The sequence below is a fragment of the Bartonella sp. CR127HXZ genome (genome assembly GCF_042194555.1).
Taxonomy (GTDB): domain Bacteria; phylum Pseudomonadota; class Alphaproteobacteria; order Rhizobiales; family Rhizobiaceae; genus Bartonella; species Bartonella grahamii.
The window spans coordinates 1-19520 of sequence record NZ_JBHIMZ010000010.1; the positions used below are offsets into that span (position 1 = coordinate 1).

General features: G+C 37.5%; 6 protein-coding genes. 5 read left to right on the plus strand and 1 reads right to left on the minus strand.

The genetic code is table 11. The features are described from left to right. Window positions 1-865 precede the first annotated feature (865 nt). From ACFIKY_RS06565 to ACFIKY_RS06580, 4 genes are all read left to right on the plus strand, one after another. Complete coding sequence (locus ACFIKY_RS06565; protein ID WP_375661562.1) at window positions 866-6688, plus strand: autotransporter outer membrane beta-barrel domain-containing protein; 5823 nt, start codon at window positions 866-868, stop codon at window positions 6686-6688. A gap of 1124 nt (window positions 6689-7812) precedes the next feature. Continuing rightward, window positions 7813-10290: an autotransporter outer membrane beta-barrel domain-containing protein gene (locus ACFIKY_RS06570; protein WP_375661563.1), complete on the plus strand. Its 2478-nt coding sequence runs from the start codon at window positions 7813-7815 to the stop codon at window positions 10288-10290. Window positions 10291-10964: 674 nt separating this feature from the next. Further along, complete coding sequence (locus ACFIKY_RS06575; protein WP_375661564.1) at window positions 10965-13376, plus strand: autotransporter outer membrane beta-barrel domain-containing protein; 2412 nt, start codon at window positions 10965-10967, stop codon at window positions 13374-13376. Window positions 13377-13520: 144 nt separating this feature from the next. Further along, entirely contained in the window at window positions 13521-14738 is a 1218-nt protein-coding gene (locus tag ACFIKY_RS06580; RefSeq protein WP_375661565.1) for an autotransporter outer membrane beta-barrel domain-containing protein, read from the plus strand. A 257-nt stretch (window positions 14739-14995) separates the two neighbouring features. Here ACFIKY_RS06580 and ACFIKY_RS06585 read toward each other — a convergent pair whose 3' ends face one another. Beyond that, window positions 14996-15733: a hypothetical protein gene (locus tag ACFIKY_RS06585; protein ID WP_375636406.1), complete on the minus strand. Its 738-nt coding sequence runs from the start codon at window positions 15731-15733 to the stop codon at window positions 14996-14998. Between the two features lie 73 nt (window positions 15734-15806). On the opposite strand from ACFIKY_RS06585, the gene ACFIKY_RS06590 reads away from it, so the two are divergent. Beyond that, window positions 15807-17954, plus strand: a complete 2148-nt coding sequence (locus ACFIKY_RS06590; RefSeq protein ID WP_375661566.1) for an autotransporter outer membrane beta-barrel domain-containing protein — start codon at window positions 15807-15809, stop codon at window positions 17952-17954. Window positions 17955-19520 lie beyond the last annotated feature (1566 nt).

Consider the following 19520-nt stretch of genomic DNA (forward strand, 5'->3'; position numbering starts at 1 on the left):
ACTGTCTCACAATTTCTCCCTTCATGGTGATGTAAGCTATCAACAAAAGCTTCAGAAAACTGGTATAAGTGGTGCAAGCTTTTCAGGTGGAATACGCTATCAGTTTTAAGACAAGGCTGTAAAAATAGCCTATCATTCTATTCAATTTAAAAAAAGGCAGCACAATGTGCTGCCTTTTCGCTTTATATAAATCCTAATGACACTAAAACTACCCCCTCCCTTTTTATCAAGAAAAATATAAGGTATTTTTATCCAGAATATATTAAAACCCACAAATAATGAACGCGGAAACTTTTTAATAACAGTGCAATTTTATTGACCAAAGTACTATTCATTTAAAACCTTAACATGAATCTCTTTATTAATTACGTTTTTAAACTTAAGATATGTCTGTTTTACCGCCCTCAATAAGATAAGCGATTATCAGAAACTTTCTCCTCATCTGAAAACTCAAACAATTTTTTGTCTATACAATATTCAAACAAGAAAAAACACAAAAAACTATAAACGATAGGATAGTAAAATATATTTTTGTATTAAGTGAAAATATCTTCAAATAATTATCATAAAATATCTTAATAGTCATAAAGAACTCTCAGTAATTATCAAAAATTATTTTTATTATTTTATCAAGATATAAAAATAATCCCACTACAAACAGAAAATAAATAAACTCATTTAATAAAAAATAAACTATACATAATATACATTTTCATGAAGATTATTTAAAATATTTGACAGAAAAATTAAAATAACTTACCGAGTTAGAGGTAATGTAACAACACTAAGAACAGTAACTCATTTTCTATTCTTCTTATGAGGTCGGTGGGGAAATGAATATTGGGGACTTCAAAGGAGAATACGGATGTATAAAAAATCCCTTTTATCATATACAGCAACAGTCGCGATCATACTCTCTAGTATCTATTCCAATGCACATGCTGAATCTCTTGAAGCTTCAGGAGAAGGACCAGCCGTCACCGGAGAAACCGGTAAGTCCTATGAAATTCTTCATGCAAAAGAAAGTGGCAAAATCACTGGTGAAAATTTAACAGTAACCGGAAATAAGGATACCGACGAAGGCTCATCCACATCTTCTCCAGGATCATCTTCTCTAGAATCACCCGCTGCTGTAACAGCTGAAGGCGAGAACAGTATGATCACTTTAACGGGGGATAAAACAACCATTAAAGGAACTGATTTTAACATTAACCTTGGTCTTGAAGCAAAAAACAACGGTATAATCAAAATAACCGGTGGAACAGTAAATGCGAAGGAAATGGCATTATTTTCAGGTAACGGCGGACATATTATAGTTGAAAATGTCGTTCTAACAACGGAAGATGACGAAGGATTAGGTGTCGTCGTCGCTAGTGGAGATAAAAGCACGATTGAACTACAAGGAAATACAAAGATTGAAAATGCTGTCGTTGGATTAACTGCAAATAACGATAGCACGATCAAAATGACCGGAGGGTCTATTACAGCTTCTGGAGGGGGGGCTGCTTTCTTAAACAGTAAGGGCGATGCAAACGAACTGAACGGAGTGACGATATCCAGTCATAATGAAGTACCACTGCTATTCGGAATCAGTGCAAACAAAAGCATGGTAACTTTAAAAAATGTAACAGTCACTCAAGCAGAAATAGGCATATTTGCGAATGATTCTAAACTAGAAGTTTTTGGAGGAGAATTTAATGGAAAAAACCAAGGAGTATATGCTCTAAATGGTGGTACCGTTATTTTAAATAAAGGCGAAAAAGATGGTGCTACAATTACATCAACTGATGGAACAGGACTCGTTACAGAAGGTAAAAACTCTACAATCAAGATGACTGGAGGAACAGTAACAGGAAATCAAGCAGCATTATCTGCATTTAACAGTGGACACATCGAGGTCACGGATGTTTCTCTAAAAACAAATAGCAAAGGAGTTGGTGCACAATCTACCGGTCCTAACAGCACGATTGAATTGCACGGAAACACAATAGTTGATGATGCTGTAATCGGACTTTTTGCACAAGACGGCGGTGCAATCAAAATGAGCGGTGGTTCTATTACAGTATCCACAACTGGCAAATCTACAGTTGGTGCGAACTTCTCAAACAATAGTAAAGGAAATAAGCTTGAAAATGTGACAATATCAAAAAAAGAAGGTGATACATCCTCATTATTGGGAATAAGCGCCATCGATAACAGTCAAGTTACGTTAAAAAATGTAACCGTAAAACAAGCAAAAAAAGCTATTTTTGCGAGTAATTCTGAAATAAACGTATTTGGAGGAACATTTGAGACGGAAAATGACACAGTGTATGCTTTAAACGGTGGCAGCATCACTTTAGCTAAAAATGGAAACGATGGTACTACAATTATATCAACTGATGGAAATGGGCTCCATGCAGAAGGTGAAAACTCCATAATAAAAATGACGGATGGAACAGTAACCACGAAGAACTACGCATTATTTGCAGAAGATAAAGCACATATCGAGGTAGAAAATGTTACTCTAAAAACGACAGGGGACAAAGAAGGAGCTGGTGCAATTGCTATTGGTGACGACAGCGTCATTAAATTACATGGAAATACAACTGTTGATAATGCTATAATTGGACTCTTGGCACAAGACAATGGTGCAATTAAAATGACCGGAGGATCCATTACAGCTTCCAAGATTGGTGCTTACTTCGAAAACACTGAGAGCGAAAAGAACAAACTGGAAGGTGTGACGATATCGAGCGGTAAAAACGATGCGCCACTAATCGCTGGAATAGAAGCAGACAAAAACAGTACAGTCGCTTTAAAAGATGTAACCGTTACGCAAGCAACCAGTGCCATAATTGCAAATGATCACTCGACAATAACAGTCTCTGGAGGATCATTTGAAGCAAAAGGTATAACAATAGGTGCCGCAAACGGCAGCACCATTACTTTAACCAACGAAGCGCAAATTACCTCATCTGAAGACTATGGACTCTATGCAGAAGAATCCGGTAGCACCATCACAATGACAAAAGGAAACGTTACGGGGAAAGGTGTGACATTGGCTGCAGAAAATGGCGGACATATTACGGCCACAGATGTTACTCTAAAAACAACAGATGGCGATGGTATCGGTTCAGGTGCTGATGGCTCTAATAGTGTAATTAAGTTGCTTGGAAACACAACGATTAGTGATAGCAACATCGGAATTGGAGCAAGAAATAGTGGCGCAATCAGCATAACTGGGGGATCCATTACAGCTTCCAAGATTGGTGCTTACTTCGAAAACACTGAGAGCGAAAAGAACAAACTGGAAGGTGTGACGATATCGAGCGGTAAAAACGATGCGCCACTAATCGCTGGAATAGAAGCAGACAAAAACAGTACAGTCGCTTTAAAAGATGTAACCGTTACGCAAGCAACCAGTGCCATAATTGCAAATGATCACTCGACAATAACAGTCTCTGGAGGATCATTTGAAGCAAAAGGTATAACAATAGGTGCCGCAAACGGCAGCACCATTACTTTAACCAACGAAGCGCAAATTACCTCATCTGAAGACTATGGACTCTATGCAGAAGAATCCGGTAGCACCATCACAATGACAAAAGGAAACGTTACGGGGAAAGGTGTGACATTGGCTGCAGAAAATGGCGGACATATTACAACCACAGATGTTACTCTAAAAACAACAGACGATGGTATCGGTGCAGGTGCTGATGGCTCTAATAGTGTAATTAAGTTGCTTGGAAATACAACGATTAGTGATAGTGCAATTGGTCTTCACGCCCAAAGCAATGGCGCAATCAGTATGAAGGGAGGAAGCATTAAAGCTTCTGTAGCTGGTGCTGTCTTTTCTAAAAGTGAGAGCGAAGAAAACTATCTGGACAACGTGATAATATCAAGTGGTGAAGGCGGTGCGCTGCTAGGCTATGGAATAGAAGCAGAAGAAAAAAGTAAAGTCACTTTAAAAAATGTAACCATCTCTGATGCAATTAATGCCGTAGCTGCATATGACAATTCTACAATTAAAATCTCTGGGGGATCATTTAAGGCGGAAGGTGAAACAATATATGTAGCAGATAGCGGCACCATCAATTTAGACGATGCTGCACAAATTACCTCATCTAATGGTTATGGACTCCATGCAGACGGTTTAAACTCTACCATCACAATGAATGAAGGACACGTCAAAGGGGACCGTACAGCATTGAGTGCGGAAGATGGTGGTCATATTACGGTCACAGGTGTTACTATCACAACAGAAAAGCACCTTAGCGGATTAGGTGCAAGTGTTATCAATTCTAATAGTATGATCGAATTGCATGGAACAAATATTAGAGACACTTCGACTGGACTCCTTGCACGAGACGGCGGCGTAATCAAAATGAATAAAGGAACCATTACAACTTCTACAGGGGGAGCCACCTTTAATAACAGTAAAAGCAACGAAAACAAATTGGAAGATGTGACAATATCGAGCAATGGAAAAGGTAACTCGGTAATATTTGCAGGATTAAATTCCCAAGCAAGTAATGTCACTTTAAAAAATGTACACATTACAAAAGCATTCATCGGCGTAATTGCAATGGATCATTCTCAAATCACAATCTCTGGAGGATCATTTGCTGGAAAAAATGTGGGGATACGTGCAGAGAGTGGAAGCACCATTACTATAACCGAAAACGCCCAAATTACATCATCTAATGGTTATGCCCTCCATGCAACCGGCTTAGACTCCAGCATCACAATGATGACAGGAAGTATAACAGGAACAGAGGCAGCATTAGCTGTTGAAAACGGTGGACATATTGATCTGACGGGAATTTCTGCAAAAGCAGAGAAAAACGGCATAAAATTTGAAAATCCTGTGGAAAATACAACCTCAGAAGTTAATTTAACTAACGCAAAGCTTCACGTTGAAAACGGTGTTGGAATTAACGTAGATGAATTAACCGGCACCGTCAATCTTGGCAATAAATCAGAAATCCGTGCTGATGTTTTATTAGTAACCAAAAATTCAACTGAAGAAAATAATTTAACTTTTACACTCAATTCTGATGACTCCATATTAGAGGGTAGAGCAAAAATTATTAACAGCCCTAAAACAATCTTTAATTTGCAAAACAATACACAATGGATTGTAAAAACCAGTACAAATGAAAAAGATGATGATGGCAATCTCCTTGATATTGCTCAAAGATCTCGTTCTGATGTTTCCAAGCTTAACCTCAACAACAGCTCCATTATTTTTGAGAAACCAACAGAAGAGCATTATCACACATTGCACATAGGATCTGGAAAACCAGACAACACAGCAGTCTACAATGCAACGGGAGACGCAAAGATTTACTTCAACATTGCTTGGAGTGATGGCGTAGCAAGTGCCGATCAAAAAAACGATAGGCTTCTCATTCACGGTGATGTCTCAAGCAACACAACAGTTTATATCAAAAGCGATTCAGGGGATAAAAATAGTGTAGTAAATGCTGCTGATCCTTCGAATATCGGTGGACTTTCGCTTATTCAAGTCTCTGGGAAAGCACAGGAAGACTCTTTCAAACTGGCAAATGGCTATACCACAAGAGGTCGTTTACCTTATAAATATACGCTGACTGCTTATGGACCAGACTCAAGCCATGGACAAGCCGATATTGCGCAAAACCTGTTTGATGAAAAGAATGAAAATTTCTGGGATTTCCGCTTACACAAAGAAATTCTTGAAACTGGTTCAGGTTCTGGTGTGGACACTCTTGTACCACAGACAGCAAGCTATATAGTTATGCCAAATGCTCTCTTTCACGCTGGATTAACAGATATAGCTAAGCAAGACGAGTTTTTAGCTAATATGAGAATATCCACCATAGGACAAGAACAAGGGATAAAGAACGCATTCTTCTTATACACCTATGGAAATACAGCTACCTTATCTTCCAAGCGTGGTCCTCTGAAATATGGTTATGGTGCTGATATTCGCTATGCTGCTCTCCAAGCCGGTGTCACATTGGCAGCAATTGAAGGGCAAAATACCACAACACATCTGGGACTGGGGGGAACCTATGGACGCCTCTCTTTCACTCCAAAAGATATAGAAGATGCAGGGAAGAACACGCTGGATAAATGGGCCATTACAGCCTATGGTAGTATACAGCATAACAATGGTTTCTACATTGATGCACTCTTGTCCTACGGTATCCTAAAAGGGCATATCGCCAATGCTCTCAGAGGAAATACCGCAAAGTTGAACGATGCCAAAATGTTGAGTGTTTCCACCACTATTGGCAAAGAGTTTGCAACCGGAATGGAAGGTTTAACATTTGAGCCACAAGCACAAATTGCCTATCAACATTTGATGTTTAACACCATTGAAGATGCTGATAATTTTACTGTTGATATGAACAATCCTTCTCAATGGTTAATCCGTGTTGGTGGGCGTTTGACCAAAACCATTTCCACTGAAAACAACCGTCCTATGTCTTTCTATGGAAAAGTAAACTTGATCAAAACTTTTGGTGATGATGGTACCATTCATATTGGTAGAGACTTTGACCTTGATCCTATGGGACCTGCAATTGAAGGCGGCATTGGCATCAATGCACAACTGTCTCACAATTTCTCCCTTCATGGTGATGTAAGCTATCAACAAAAGCTTCAGAAAACTGGTATCTCTGGTGCGAGCTTTTCAGGTGGAATACGCTATCAGTTTTAAGAAAAGACTGTAAAAGTAGCCTATCATTCTATTCAATTTAACAAAAAGGCAGCACAATATGCTGCCTTTTTTAATCTATGTAAGCTACTATTCTTATTCCCTGAAACTTTTTTCTTTCTCCTCAATGATCTCCTTCCCTCCTATTTACACGAATCGCGCAGCATATTCATTATCGAATTTGTCTATAAAGCTAAGCAAAGTATATTTTTAGACAATATTAAAGAAAAGGACATTGGAAAAGATAATGATAAAAGAAGCTCTCTCTTCGTACCTTTAATCTGTTTCTTCAATCCATTAGCTTAACACCACCTGTAAGGATTCATTTATATTTCCATGTAGCGTTTTTTAGGCAAAGCATTTTGACAATGCTTATCCCTCTCATTCCATACAATATATTGATTTATAAAGATAATTATTTATTTTGCATGTTAAATGAGAGTCCCGAATATCGTAGAATTCTCTCATTTCAAACTTGTTTCATGTTGAATCAATTAAAAATTTTCTTGCACGTTACAAGCGGGGCTAGCGTGTGGAGAAAAGTTATATAAGAAAAGCTTAAGAAGCCCTATAATGAACTGTCTCAAGAACCAAGAGCTTGTCACAAACATTGGGAGCTAGCAAAGTGTGTGATGGGCTTGCTCTTTTATTAAGCTTAAAGGTATCAGCTTGCTCCTTCGTAAGCGTAAAGATGATGAGACTCTATGAGCTTTGGTACCCTTAAGGAAAAGTATCTTTAAAGAAAGCCTGTGAATAGCCCCCTCATCTCTTCTTCTTATAGCAGAGAAAATTTGCTGATCGTTTTGGTGAGTGCACAAAATAATACATCTCAACGCTATAGAGCTTTTATAACGATTATCCTTAATAGACAATTTTAAATATCATACTTCATAGTGTTTTTAGCATAAGCTTGACCAAGCTCGGTTTTATGAAATCCATCTTCGCTGCATTACGCTTTCTATTTTAAAATCTCTTCTAAGACCAATTTTTAAACGATAAATAACAAAACATAATATTCGTTTTGTTGTTTACAATAAAAACATAATAATATAAAAACTGATTGGGTACTTGCGCCATCAGGGGAATGAAGTAAGCATCAAAGCATACCAAATACTAAAGGCATATCTATGTGTAAGAAATATATTTATAAGAAAAATTTTTTGTTATGTACAATTGCTGGAACTTTCATTTTTTCTCATTTTGCTCCAACTTATGCAAATAGACAACCTCCTGAAATTATTAGTGAGTTTAAGCTGGAAAAAGGAGAAGAAAAAACTCTTAATAACGTTTTTATCCGCAATGGATTGAGCGCAGTGCACGCCTCTGAAAAAGCAATTGCCACAATTACGAACTCAACAATACATTCAGCTTCGTTTGCTTTTGCTGTATCACAAGGTGGACGTATTAATGCTAAAGAAGTAAAAGCCAATGCCCTGTATACTGGTCTATCGATTTCAAACGGTATCATTAACATTGAAGATTCATTCATAGAAAGCAAAAAACAATCCGGTATTGTTTTTCATAGCATTTTAGATTATTTTCTGAAAGATGGTGAAGAAGTTATCAATAAGGCAATTCTTAACAATACAAAACTTCTTGTGAAAAATGGTGTCGGTATTTTAGGACCATCATCTTCAAAGTCTGTTGCCGAGGTTCAACTTAGAAATTCAGAAATTCGTTCTGATGTACTATTACAAAATAATGTAAAAAAGAAAACAGATTCAGATCCTCATCCTGTGACTTTTGTATTAACCGCCGATAATTCGATTATGGAAGGAAGAGCAAGAACCTTAGCAGTAAATACAACTGTTTTTAATTTAAATAACAATAGCAAATGGTATTTAAATGTAAGTCAATACGACATAAATCGTGATTTTAGTTCATTTAATTATGCACTCCATGATATTAAGCAACGAGCACTGTCTACCGTTTCAGTACTGAACTTCAATAATAGCTCTATTGTGTTTAATGCACCACATAGGCTGGCAAAGAGTCAATATCAAACCTTGAGTGTAGGACGAACGATTGAGCTCCCTAATCCACACGAAAACAGGGATCCTACTATAAAAACCGTTTATAATGCAGTAGGCAATGCAAGAATTTATTTCAATACAGAATGGAGTGATGGTTTAAAAAGAGAACAACAAAAAACTGACCGCCTTCTTGTCCATGGAGATGTATCAGGCACCACAACAATTAGTTTCAATAGTCTTTCAAAAGGTGCGCCATCAAAAGAAGAAGCTTCTATTCCCGCGAATATGCGTGGACTGTCGCTCATTCAAGTATCTGGAAAAACAAATGAAAATGCCTTCAAACTAGCAAATGGCTATGTCACAATGGGCAGTTTGCCTTATAAATATGTCTTAAATGCCTATGGACCGACATCACGTCTTGGAAAAGCAGAGAGCACACAAAGCCATTTAGGAGAAGTAACTCAACAATCAAAAGAAAAGTCCTCAAAAACCGACACGACCCCCGTTGTATTAGGTGGTGTAGTTTTAAAGATTGAGGATAATATAAAAGGTGAATCAACACCAAATTCTGAGCAAATAGGGAGCACACAAAACCATTTGAGAGAAAATCAGAATTTCTGGGATTTCCGCTTGCAAAGTGCAACGCTCGATGATGAAGGAAAGATCAGAGCTCTCGTTCCTCAGGTGGCAAGCTATTTGTCCATGCCTAACGCACTATTCTCAGCTGGACTGGCTGATGTAAACAATCAAAACACTTTACTGAACACGATACAAGAAACAGGCTTTGAGAAAAAAGATCATAAAAACAAAGGAATCTTTTTCTCGACTTATGGCAATAAGATGACATTATCCTCTCACCGTACGCCATTGCAATATGGCTATGGTGCCGATATTCACTATGCAGCTTTACAAGCAGGATTTACATCAGTAGCTCTAGAAGATCAAAACATGACCACCAATTTGGGTCTTTTCGTGACATATGGGAAATTAGCTTTCACCCCAAAAGATATGGAAGGTGCTGACAAGAGTACACTCAATAAATGGTCAATTTCTGCATATAGTGGACTGCGCCATAATAATGGTACATATATCCATGCTCTCTTTTCCTATGGAATGCTCAAGGGAGATATCACCACAGCTCTCATAGGAAAGACTGCAGAATTGAAAAACGCTGATACATTCAGTGCATCGGCGACCATTGGACAAAAGTTCGAAACCAGTACAAAAGGATTGGTCTTTGAACCACAGGCACAAGTTGTTTATCAGCGTCTCATGCTTGGCACATTCTCAGATGTCGATGGCTTTGATGTAGATATGGGAAATCCTCATCAATACTTAGTGCGTGTTGGTGGGCGCTTAACACAAACGACGATTTCTATTGAAAAAGGCAGTATTCTTTCTCTCTATGGTAAATTGAATATTATTAAAGCTTTTTCTAACAATGACACTATACAGATTGGTGAATCATTCCACTTTGATTCTATGGGAGCTTCTGTTGAAGGTGGACTTGGTGTGAATGCACAATTATCACAAAATATCGCCCTTCATGCTGATGTTAACTATCAACATAAGCTTCAAAAAACTGGTATATCTGGAGCAAGCTTTTCAGGCGGAATACGCTATCAGTTTTAAGAAAAGGCAAAAAACAATTTATAGTCTATTCATTTTTAATAAAAAAGCAGTACGAATGTACTGCTTTTTTTGCAATCTATAGGAAAGAGCCATCAATAACGGTTCTTTCTATACAGCTTTCTTTAAAGGATTAGTTTCATTCAAACAAAATGCAACAAAATTCTTTATCTCTCAATGACTGTTGAAGTCTCAAGAGAGCCGCCTTTTTGACTTATAAAAATCGAATGGATTCAATAAAAATTGTTGTATATCGATAAAAAATACAAAATATTTTAGCTTTTTTACATCAAAAAAATTCATAGTGAATAATTCTATATACAAGAAAACCAACTGAAAGCTTTTTGTAAATGCACAACAAATCTTCTCCAAAAACTTTGTAGAGTTTTCATAACAACAGCCTTAAGCAATAAACATCCTTGCAAAATATTTTGATCCTTAGCACTTTAAAACAAAAATACTTATCAAGCTAGGTTTTCTGAAATCCATCTTCGCTGCATTGCGCTTTATATTTTAAAAGCTCTTCTAAGATCAATTTTTAAACGATAAATAACAAAGCATAATATTCGTTTTGTTGTTTACAATAAAAATATAATGATATAAAAACTGATTGGGTACTTGCGCCATCAGGGGAATGAAGTAAGCATCAAAGCATACCAAATACTAAAGGCATATCTATGTGTAAGAAATATATTTATAAGAAAAATTTTTTGTTATGTACAATTGCTGGAACTTTCATTTTTTCTCATTTTGCTCCAACTTATGCAAATAAACAACCTCTTGAGATTCCTACGGTCCAAGTAGCTAATGGAGAAGAGAAGAGCCTTCATAATGTTTTTGTTCGTGGTAAGTATGATGCCGTGATTGCTAAGAAAGGTCATATTACCATTACAAACTCAATAATGCACTCAGGCTTTACTTTGCTTTCTGCAACGTCAGGTGGTCAAATTAATGCCAAAGGAATTGTGGGAGAGGCAGAAGGGCATGGTTTGTCACTCACAAACGGCACAATCCATATTGAAGATTCAACATTAAAGGTCATAGGCCACAGCAGAGCCTATGGTATCAATTTTGGTTATATTTCAAGTTCTACAATAAAAGAAGGAGAAGAAGTTGTAAACAAAGCAATCCTTAATAATACAAAACTTCTTGTAAACGACGGTGTAGGTATTTTCGGACCTTATTATCCCAAAACGAATGCAGTGTACCTTAAAAACTCAGAAATTCGTTCTGATATGTTATTAAAAAATGAAGTCTCACCCTTCTTCGAGGTTCAACCTGCTACTTTTACATTAGAGGCTGATAATTCGATTATGGAAGGAAGAGCAAAAACGCTTCCTCAAAATACAACGGTTTTCACCCTAAACAATAACAGCAAGTGGCATTTAAAAATTAGTCTATTTGAGTTGGAAAATAGTTTTAGTCTATTTGATTATAAGCTCCTTGATCTTAAGCAACGAGCACAATCTATCGTTTCAGTCCTAAACCTTAATAATAGCTCTATTATATTTAATGCACCGCATAAACTAGCAGACAATCATTATCAAACCTTGCATGTAGGAAAACATCCACAAAAAGCAGAGCAAAACAGAAGCTCCGATGCAACAACGGTTTACAATGCATTGGGCAACGCAAGAATTTACTTTAATACAGAGTGGAGTAATGGTCTTACAAAAGAACAACAAAGAACTGACCGTGTTCTCGTTCATGGTGATGTCTCAGGTACCACAACGATCTATTTCAACAATCTTTCAAAGCATGCAGAACCATTCGATGATGAAGAAGATTCAATTCCTTTGAATATGCGTGGGCTCTCACTTGTTCAAGTTTCTGGGCAAGCAAATGAAGATTCCTTCAAACTTGCCCATGGCTACACCACAATGGAGGGCTTACCTTATAAATACATACTCAATGTTTATGGACCAACATCCAGCCGTGGGACAGCCGATAAGACACAAAGTCATTTAAGCGGAATATCACAAGAATCAAAACAGAAAGATGCACAAAATACCAATGCATCATCCCTTAAAAAAGAAAACAATGGACAAGCTCCCTTGGAAGAAAATGAGAATTTCTGGGATTTCCGCTTGCAAAGTGCGACTCTCGATGATGAAGGAAAGATCAAAGCTCTTGTTCCTCAAATGGCAAGCTATTTGGTTATGCATAATGCAATATTCTCCTCTGGCTTGGCTGATATAAACAATCAAAATACACTATTAGATAATATGCACTCAATAGTTTTCGGATTAGAAGGTCATAAACAGAAAGGGATATTCTTATCGACTTATGGAAACAAGATGACGTTATCTTCCAGCCGTAGTCCATTGGAATATGGTTATGGTGCAGATGTTCGTTATGCTGCTATCCAAGCAGGCATGACATTAGCAACGTTAGAAAATCAAAATATGACCGCGAATCTTGGTCTTTTAGGCACATATGGAAAGCTTTCTTTTGCACCAAAGGATATGGAAGGTTCTGACAAAAGCATACTAGATAAATGGTTCTTTACGGCATATGGGAACCTCCACCATGACAATGGTCTCTATGTTAATGCACTTTTCTCTTACGGCATTTTAAACGGACATATTACAACAGCCCTTATCGGCAACGCCACAGAGTTAAAGAATACGGATACATTAAATATATCAGCTACCGTTGGACAAAAACTAGCAACTGGTGTTGAAGGGGTGTCCTTTGAACCACAAGCACAACTTATTTATCAACACATTGCATTTGGCACTCTTTCAGATATTGATGGCTTCCAGGTTAATATAAAGACCCCTCATCAATGGTTGGTCCGTATTGGAGGGCGTTTAACGAAAACAATGCTTCCCATTGAAAAAGATCGTGTTCTTTCTTTTTATGGTAAATTGAATGTCATCAAAGCTTTTGGTGAAAAGCGCACTATCGATGTTATTGAATCTTTCTATCTCGATTCTATGGGCTCTTCCCTTGAAGGTGGGCTTGGCATTAACGCGCAACTTTCTAAAAATATCGCACTTCATGCTGACGTTAATTACCAACATAAACTTCAAAAAGCTGGTGTCTCTGGAATTAATTTTTCCGGTGGAATGCGTTATCGCTTTTAAAAATCTTAGCTCTCTATTTTGACGCATAAGCAGCGCTGAGATGAAAACAGTGCTGCTTATATTTTACTACATTACAAAAATTGTAGTGTGTCAAAAAGTGGTTCATTTTTAGCAAAACAAAAAAATATCTTAAGGAACATCTCTATGCATAAGAATCTTTTATGTACAGCCGCTTGTGCTTTGTTTTTTTCTTCTTTTAATTTTACGTCTACCAGTACCGCTTCTGGCTTAAACCCTCAAACACGCCATACCATTGATTTAATAAACACACCAACACAAGCATCGAAAACGACTCTTAACACATCCGCAAAAGCTCATGTGAAATTACCCATAAAAGTTAGGAGAACCGCTACCGCTGATACCGAAAGCACCTCTAAACTTACAGATAATGAAGCAGCCGCAACTTCTGCTTCTCTTGATTTGGCAGAAAAAAGAACAATTCTTACGCCACAAAAAGAAAGCTCTTTAGTCATGCCTATCGCGATGTTTTCTGTCGGTTTTTCTGATGTCAACAATCAAAATATCTCGTTAGACAATATGCAAATAACAATGTTTGAACCCAAAGATCATCCAGAGAGAGGCGTTTTCTTATCCACTTATGGCAATAAGAGCACCTTTTCTTCCAGCATTCAAGCAAAACAAGATGGTGTTCAAGCAGATATTCGCTATGCTGCATTTCAAGCAGGGGCAACATTAATAGCGCTAAACGATCAAAATATCAGCAGCAATTTTGGTCTTTTCGGAACATATGGGAAATTGTCTTTTACTCCTAAAAACAAAGAAAGCTCTCATAAGAAAATGCTTGATAAATGGTCACTCACCGCATATGGAAATATTCAACATAACAGTGGCCTCTATGCAAGTGCATTTCTCTCTTATGGAATTTTCAAAGAAAATAACACCACAGCTTTCATCAAACATACCTCAAAAGTAAATAATAGTAAAACATTAGGGGCCGCTGCAACTGTTGGTCAAAAACTGTCAACCAGTTTGAAAGGTGTAATCCTAGAACCGCAAGCACAACTTGTTTATCAGCGTCTCATGCTTGGCTCTTTCTTAGATGACGATAACTCTAAAATAGACATAAGCAAACCTCATCAATGGTTGCTCCGTATTGGCGGACGTTTGACGCAAAACAAAGGCCATGCCCTTTCCTTCTACGGCAAACTGAACGCGATCAAAACTTTTAGTGAAAACCTTCCGCTTGCTGCTATGGGATTTTTAATCGAAGGTGGTTTTGGTATTCAAGCGCACTTATCTGAAAATATCGAGTTTCATAATGATCTCAGCTATCAACATAAATTTAAAAAAGATGGCATATCTGCAATAAATATTTCCGCTGGAATGCGTTATCACTTTTAAAAATACTGGTATTCCTATCTTGAAATATAAAGCACTCTCATTATGTTTCGTTTTGTCTCTTACAAAAGAAACATAATGAGGTCAAAGTTTTATCTTTTATGAGAGAGGGGAAATATTTAGGAATACATCCATATGAAAAAAAGTTTTTTACTATACACAGTTTCTGGAGTTCTGTTTTATTCTTCCACCAGCTTGTCTTATGCTCTTCATGATACGAATGCACAACCTACGATAGATCTCCCGTCTCCACAACCCGCTCATTCAAATGCATCATCTTCATATCCACCTTTAACATCTAGCTCTACAAGAACGATCATAACCCCTCTTGTTACAAAGAGTGAATCTACAACGCCTACTCCTACGAGCACTCTACCTTCCACAACCCAACTTGAAGGAAATTTAGTTGGAAATACAATTTCTTCTTCAAAACAAAACTCTGATCTTAGCCAAGGAAGTACACAAACATCAAAGACTAAAGTGGCAAAAGGTGTACAATCTAACCCTACAGCCACACAAGATATTCTTACACAATCTCCAACGACAGAAATAGCTCCAACAGCAGGAATGGAAGCAAAATCTAGAAGACGTTCAGGTGTTCTCACCTCTTCTACAGACTCTTCCAGAAAAAAAATGCCCGAAAATTCTGTTGTATCATCACAGTCAGAACCTCCACAACCTGCACCCAGTTTACGACCAACACTTACAAACTCAGAACCTATAAGAGTGGAACTTACAAAACCAACAACAGAGCTATCGCCAACGCCTAAAGAACCAGAACTCGCACAGCCAATATCTTTAAGACCAGAAACTGGAAAACCAGCATTATCGGTACCGCCAAAATCTGTAAAACCAGCGCCCGTACAATCTGCCTCTGCACAAAAAATATCTGAAAAATCAGAGCTTGAAAAACCAATATCACCAATAAAACAACCTGAAAAGTCTACACAAATTGAGGATATAAGCTCTAGAGTTGAGGCTGAAAACGGTAAGACCATAACGCTACATAACAAAAAAATTCAAGACAATGGTTTTGCTGTACATGCAGAGGGAAATAATTCAAAAGTCAACATGATAGGGGGAACAGTTGATGCGCGTTTTGTTGCATTGAGTGTATCAGATGGTGGAGAAATTGATGCTACAGGTATTACTGTAACAGCAGAAACAGCTGGTTTGGTCAACATAGAAGGAACAATCAAACTGAAAGATTCAAGCGTACATGTCACGGGCAATCATGAAGCGGACGGTATTATTTTCCGCAACAATCCGTATAATGCCCCTAGAAAACGATATACACGCAATGCTGAAAGGAATGCCAACGCCGTTCAAGAACAAGATTTAGCCAATATTGCCGATAAAGTAACTCTAGAGAATACAAAGATTTTCGTTGAACATGGTAGGGGTATCAACCTTTATGGAACAGGCATAAACGGTGAAGTCAGCCTTAAAAATTCAGAAATTCATGCCGATATTTTATTAAAAAATATAAAAAACGAAAATGCTTTCACAAACACCCTTACACTGGTTTCTAACCACTCTTCTTTAGAAGGTCGAGTAAAAACTTCTAAAGATAATAGAACTGTTTTTGATCTAAAAGAGGGGACGAAATGGCTTTTAAAGGCGAATAAAAACGCTGGAAATAATGATAATGTTTCAGATGACCGTGTACAGTTTGGTGTTGATGAAAAATCATACTCTAACCTTTCTGGATTGCGCCTTACAGATAGTGTCATTATGTTTGACAAGCCAATGGAGGGACATTACCAAACTCTGTTTATAGGACCTAATCTTCCGAAAGCAGATGGAACAGCTCATACAACAGCGGTTTATAGTGCAACAGGTGTTGCAGAAATTTATGTAAATACTCAATGGGATAAACATTCTCCTATCACGGAGCAACAGACCGATCGCATTGTGATTAATGGCGATGTCTCAGGCCGTACTGTTGTTCACATCAATCTCCAAGAAACAGATAAAAAAACAACCGATAGCTCTGCTGTTTGGGGAGAACACATGGCGTCACTTCCTTTAGGGACACATGGGATTTCAATCATTCAAGTTTCCGGACAAGCAAACGAAAATTCCTTCACGTTAGCAGGAAACTATATGACAATAGGGAAACAGCCTTATAAGTATGTACTTACAAGCTATAAACCTGGGACATCTCATGAGAGCCAAAATCTTTTTGGTAAGAACAGTAATTTCTGGGATTTCCGCTTACAGAATGCCTACATTGATAAGGATAAAAAAGTTCGAGCACTTTTACCACAGGTAGCAAACTATTTAACCATATCTAATACTTTATTTTCTGCTGGATTTACTGATGTAAACAATCAAAACACGTTGTTAGACAATATGCGAACAACAGTATTTGGGGCAGACGACAATAAAAAGAATGGTATCTTTTTCTCTTCCTACGGCGAGAAAGTCACCTTATCTTCCAACCGCGATCCACTGCATTATGGTTATGGTGCTGATGTAAACTATACTGCTTTACAACTGGGTGTCATATTAGCCGCCTTGGAAGGCAAAGACATAAGCACACATTTTGGTTTTGTAGGAACATACGGGAAACTTGCCTTTACGCCAAAAGAGATGCAAGATTCTGAAAAGACGACACTTGATAAATGGTCTCTTGCCGCTTACAGCGGCATCCAACATAGCAATGGTATATATGTAAACACCCTTCTTTCTTACGGAAAGTTAAAAGGAAATATTACCACAGCTCTTGTTGGAAATGCCGCACAACTGGATGGTACGGAGATGCTTAATATATCTGCAACCATTGGTCAGAAATTAGCGACCAACACAAAAGGATTGGTATTTGAACCACAAGCACAATTCATTTATCAAAATCTCATGTTTGATATCTTCTCAGATGCCGATGGCTTAAAAGTAGACATGGGAAACCCGCATCAATGGTTGATGCGTATTGGTGGACGTTTAACAAAAACTATAATGGCTGTTGAAGAAAGTAAGGCTGTTTCCTTCTATGGTAAAGTAAATGTTATCAGAGCTTTTGGTGATGGAAAAACAATAAAAATTGCTAATACCTTTCATGTTGATCCTACCGGCTCTTCAGTTGAAGGAGGCATGGGGGTGAATGCATATCTTTCTCAAAAAATCGTACTAAACGCCGATATCAGCTATCGGCAAAAACTGCAAAAAGCCGGTGTATCTGGCACCAATTTGTCTGGCGGGATACGTTATCGTTTCTAAAGCAGAAGCTAATTTTAATTTAAATAAAATGGCAGCACAAAGTGCTGCTTTTTTATTTAAACTTATATTTTTTAAATTCTCAAAAATCATTATCACATTAAAGAAGATTTTGACTTATAACTTTTCTTTTGCATATTGAATAAAAAACTGAATACCATAGCATTCTCTCATCAAAACACCCCATGCATAAAGTTTTATGTCTTACACCACACCTCAAGCGATGATGTTTTTACAGCACAACAGAATAAGCATTCATGCGGATTTAAAAAAGTTAGCCCCTTCTTCGCTGTAGACGCTCCATTTATTTTAGATGATGTACATTTAATATACCTGCTATAAAAACTTGCTATCTGTTATAAATTCTTAAAAGCGTGTTTTTCCTCTAAAATCTCAATGCCACACCAACTCCACCATAAGACAAAATATTGATTTATAAAGATTGTTCATTGTTTTGCATGTTAAATGAGAATCCAGAATAGCGTAAGATCCTTTCATTTCAGACCTGTTCCATGTTGAATCAACCAAAATCATGTCTCTTGCAAGTTACAAGCGGGAAGAGCCCTTGTGGATAAAAAACTATTAAGAAAGGATTAAAAATGCCCCTGATGAACCGTCTCAAGTGCCAAGAGCTGTAGCAACACCCACGAGCTGGCAAATATGCACCAGCTTACTCCTTTATGAAGCGTAAAAATCGTGGTGCTCTATAGATTTACCGTTATACCATTCACGGACACCACCGTGAAATGGGATTGGGTGCCTTAAGAGATGTTTCTTTAAAAAAGCACGTGAATTGGCAACACAATGACGTTCTGTTTTACATGAGGGGCGCGTGCCCCCATTAAAGAACGAGAGAAACTGAAGCGTGAAATAATGCGTGATCTTCATCATTTAACAGATAGTGCTTTAGATGCTTTTGAACAAAATAAAGCTAAATTAAAGGATGGTGGTACAGAGGAAAGCTGATTTCTAGCCCTTTATTCTTTCCCAATAAGATCGCCTCCCCATTTAAAATATTACGCCAACAAAGATATAAGCAATCTATTCACTCAAATCTGGATGCTCTCTCCAATCTGGCATACAAAAACTAAAAACAGCAGAAGAAAATATTAAACCGCTTTAATTTTTGTCTCAAACATATAGATTTAAACAACTAACCGCTTCATATCACCACACTTCAAAGGACAGTGCTCTATAAGGCTTATAGGCAATATTCATCACATACTCTCAAAAGACTAATGCATAAAACCTTACATTACCATAGCTCCAAGCAAGCTGTTTTTAAGGCATCACGGGCTGGTCTAAATATTCCCTTGATCGCCTCCCTAAACTAAAAAATGAAGCTCCCTATTAACTCAGTCTGCAAACAATACTCCGTAAATATTCCCCCTTCTCTTAGTCCTCTCCCAGCTAGCTTCCCACAGCACGCAGTTCACATCACTACACCTTAAAAGACACTGTTTTAAGAACAGCGTTTTACAGTACAACAGGATAATAATTTAAATACCCAAATGCGCTTAAAACAAGTCTACTCACTAAACGCATTATTTATCCAAATAAACTGATCTA

Coding starts and splice junctions, on each gene's coding strand:
- ACFIKY_RS06565 (WP_375661562.1), top strand. CDS start 866: ATGTATAAAAAATCCCTTTTATCATATACAGCAACAGTCGCGATCATA.
- ACFIKY_RS06575 (WP_375661564.1), top strand. CDS start 10,965: ATGTGTAAGAAATATATTTATAAGAAAAATTTTTTGTTATGTACAATT.
- ACFIKY_RS06590 (WP_375661566.1), top strand. CDS start 15,807: ATGATAGGGGGAACAGTTGATGCGCGTTTTGTTGCATTGAGTGTATCA.
- ACFIKY_RS06585 (WP_375636406.1), bottom strand. CDS start 15,733: ATGGTCTTACCGTTTTCAGCCTCAACTCTAGAGCTTATATCCTCAATT.
- ACFIKY_RS06580 (WP_375661565.1), top strand. CDS start 13,521: ATGCATAAGAATCTTTTATGTACAGCCGCTTGTGCTTTGTTTTTTTCT.
- ACFIKY_RS06570 (WP_375661563.1), top strand. CDS start 7,813: ATGTGTAAGAAATATATTTATAAGAAAAATTTTTTGTTATGTACAATT.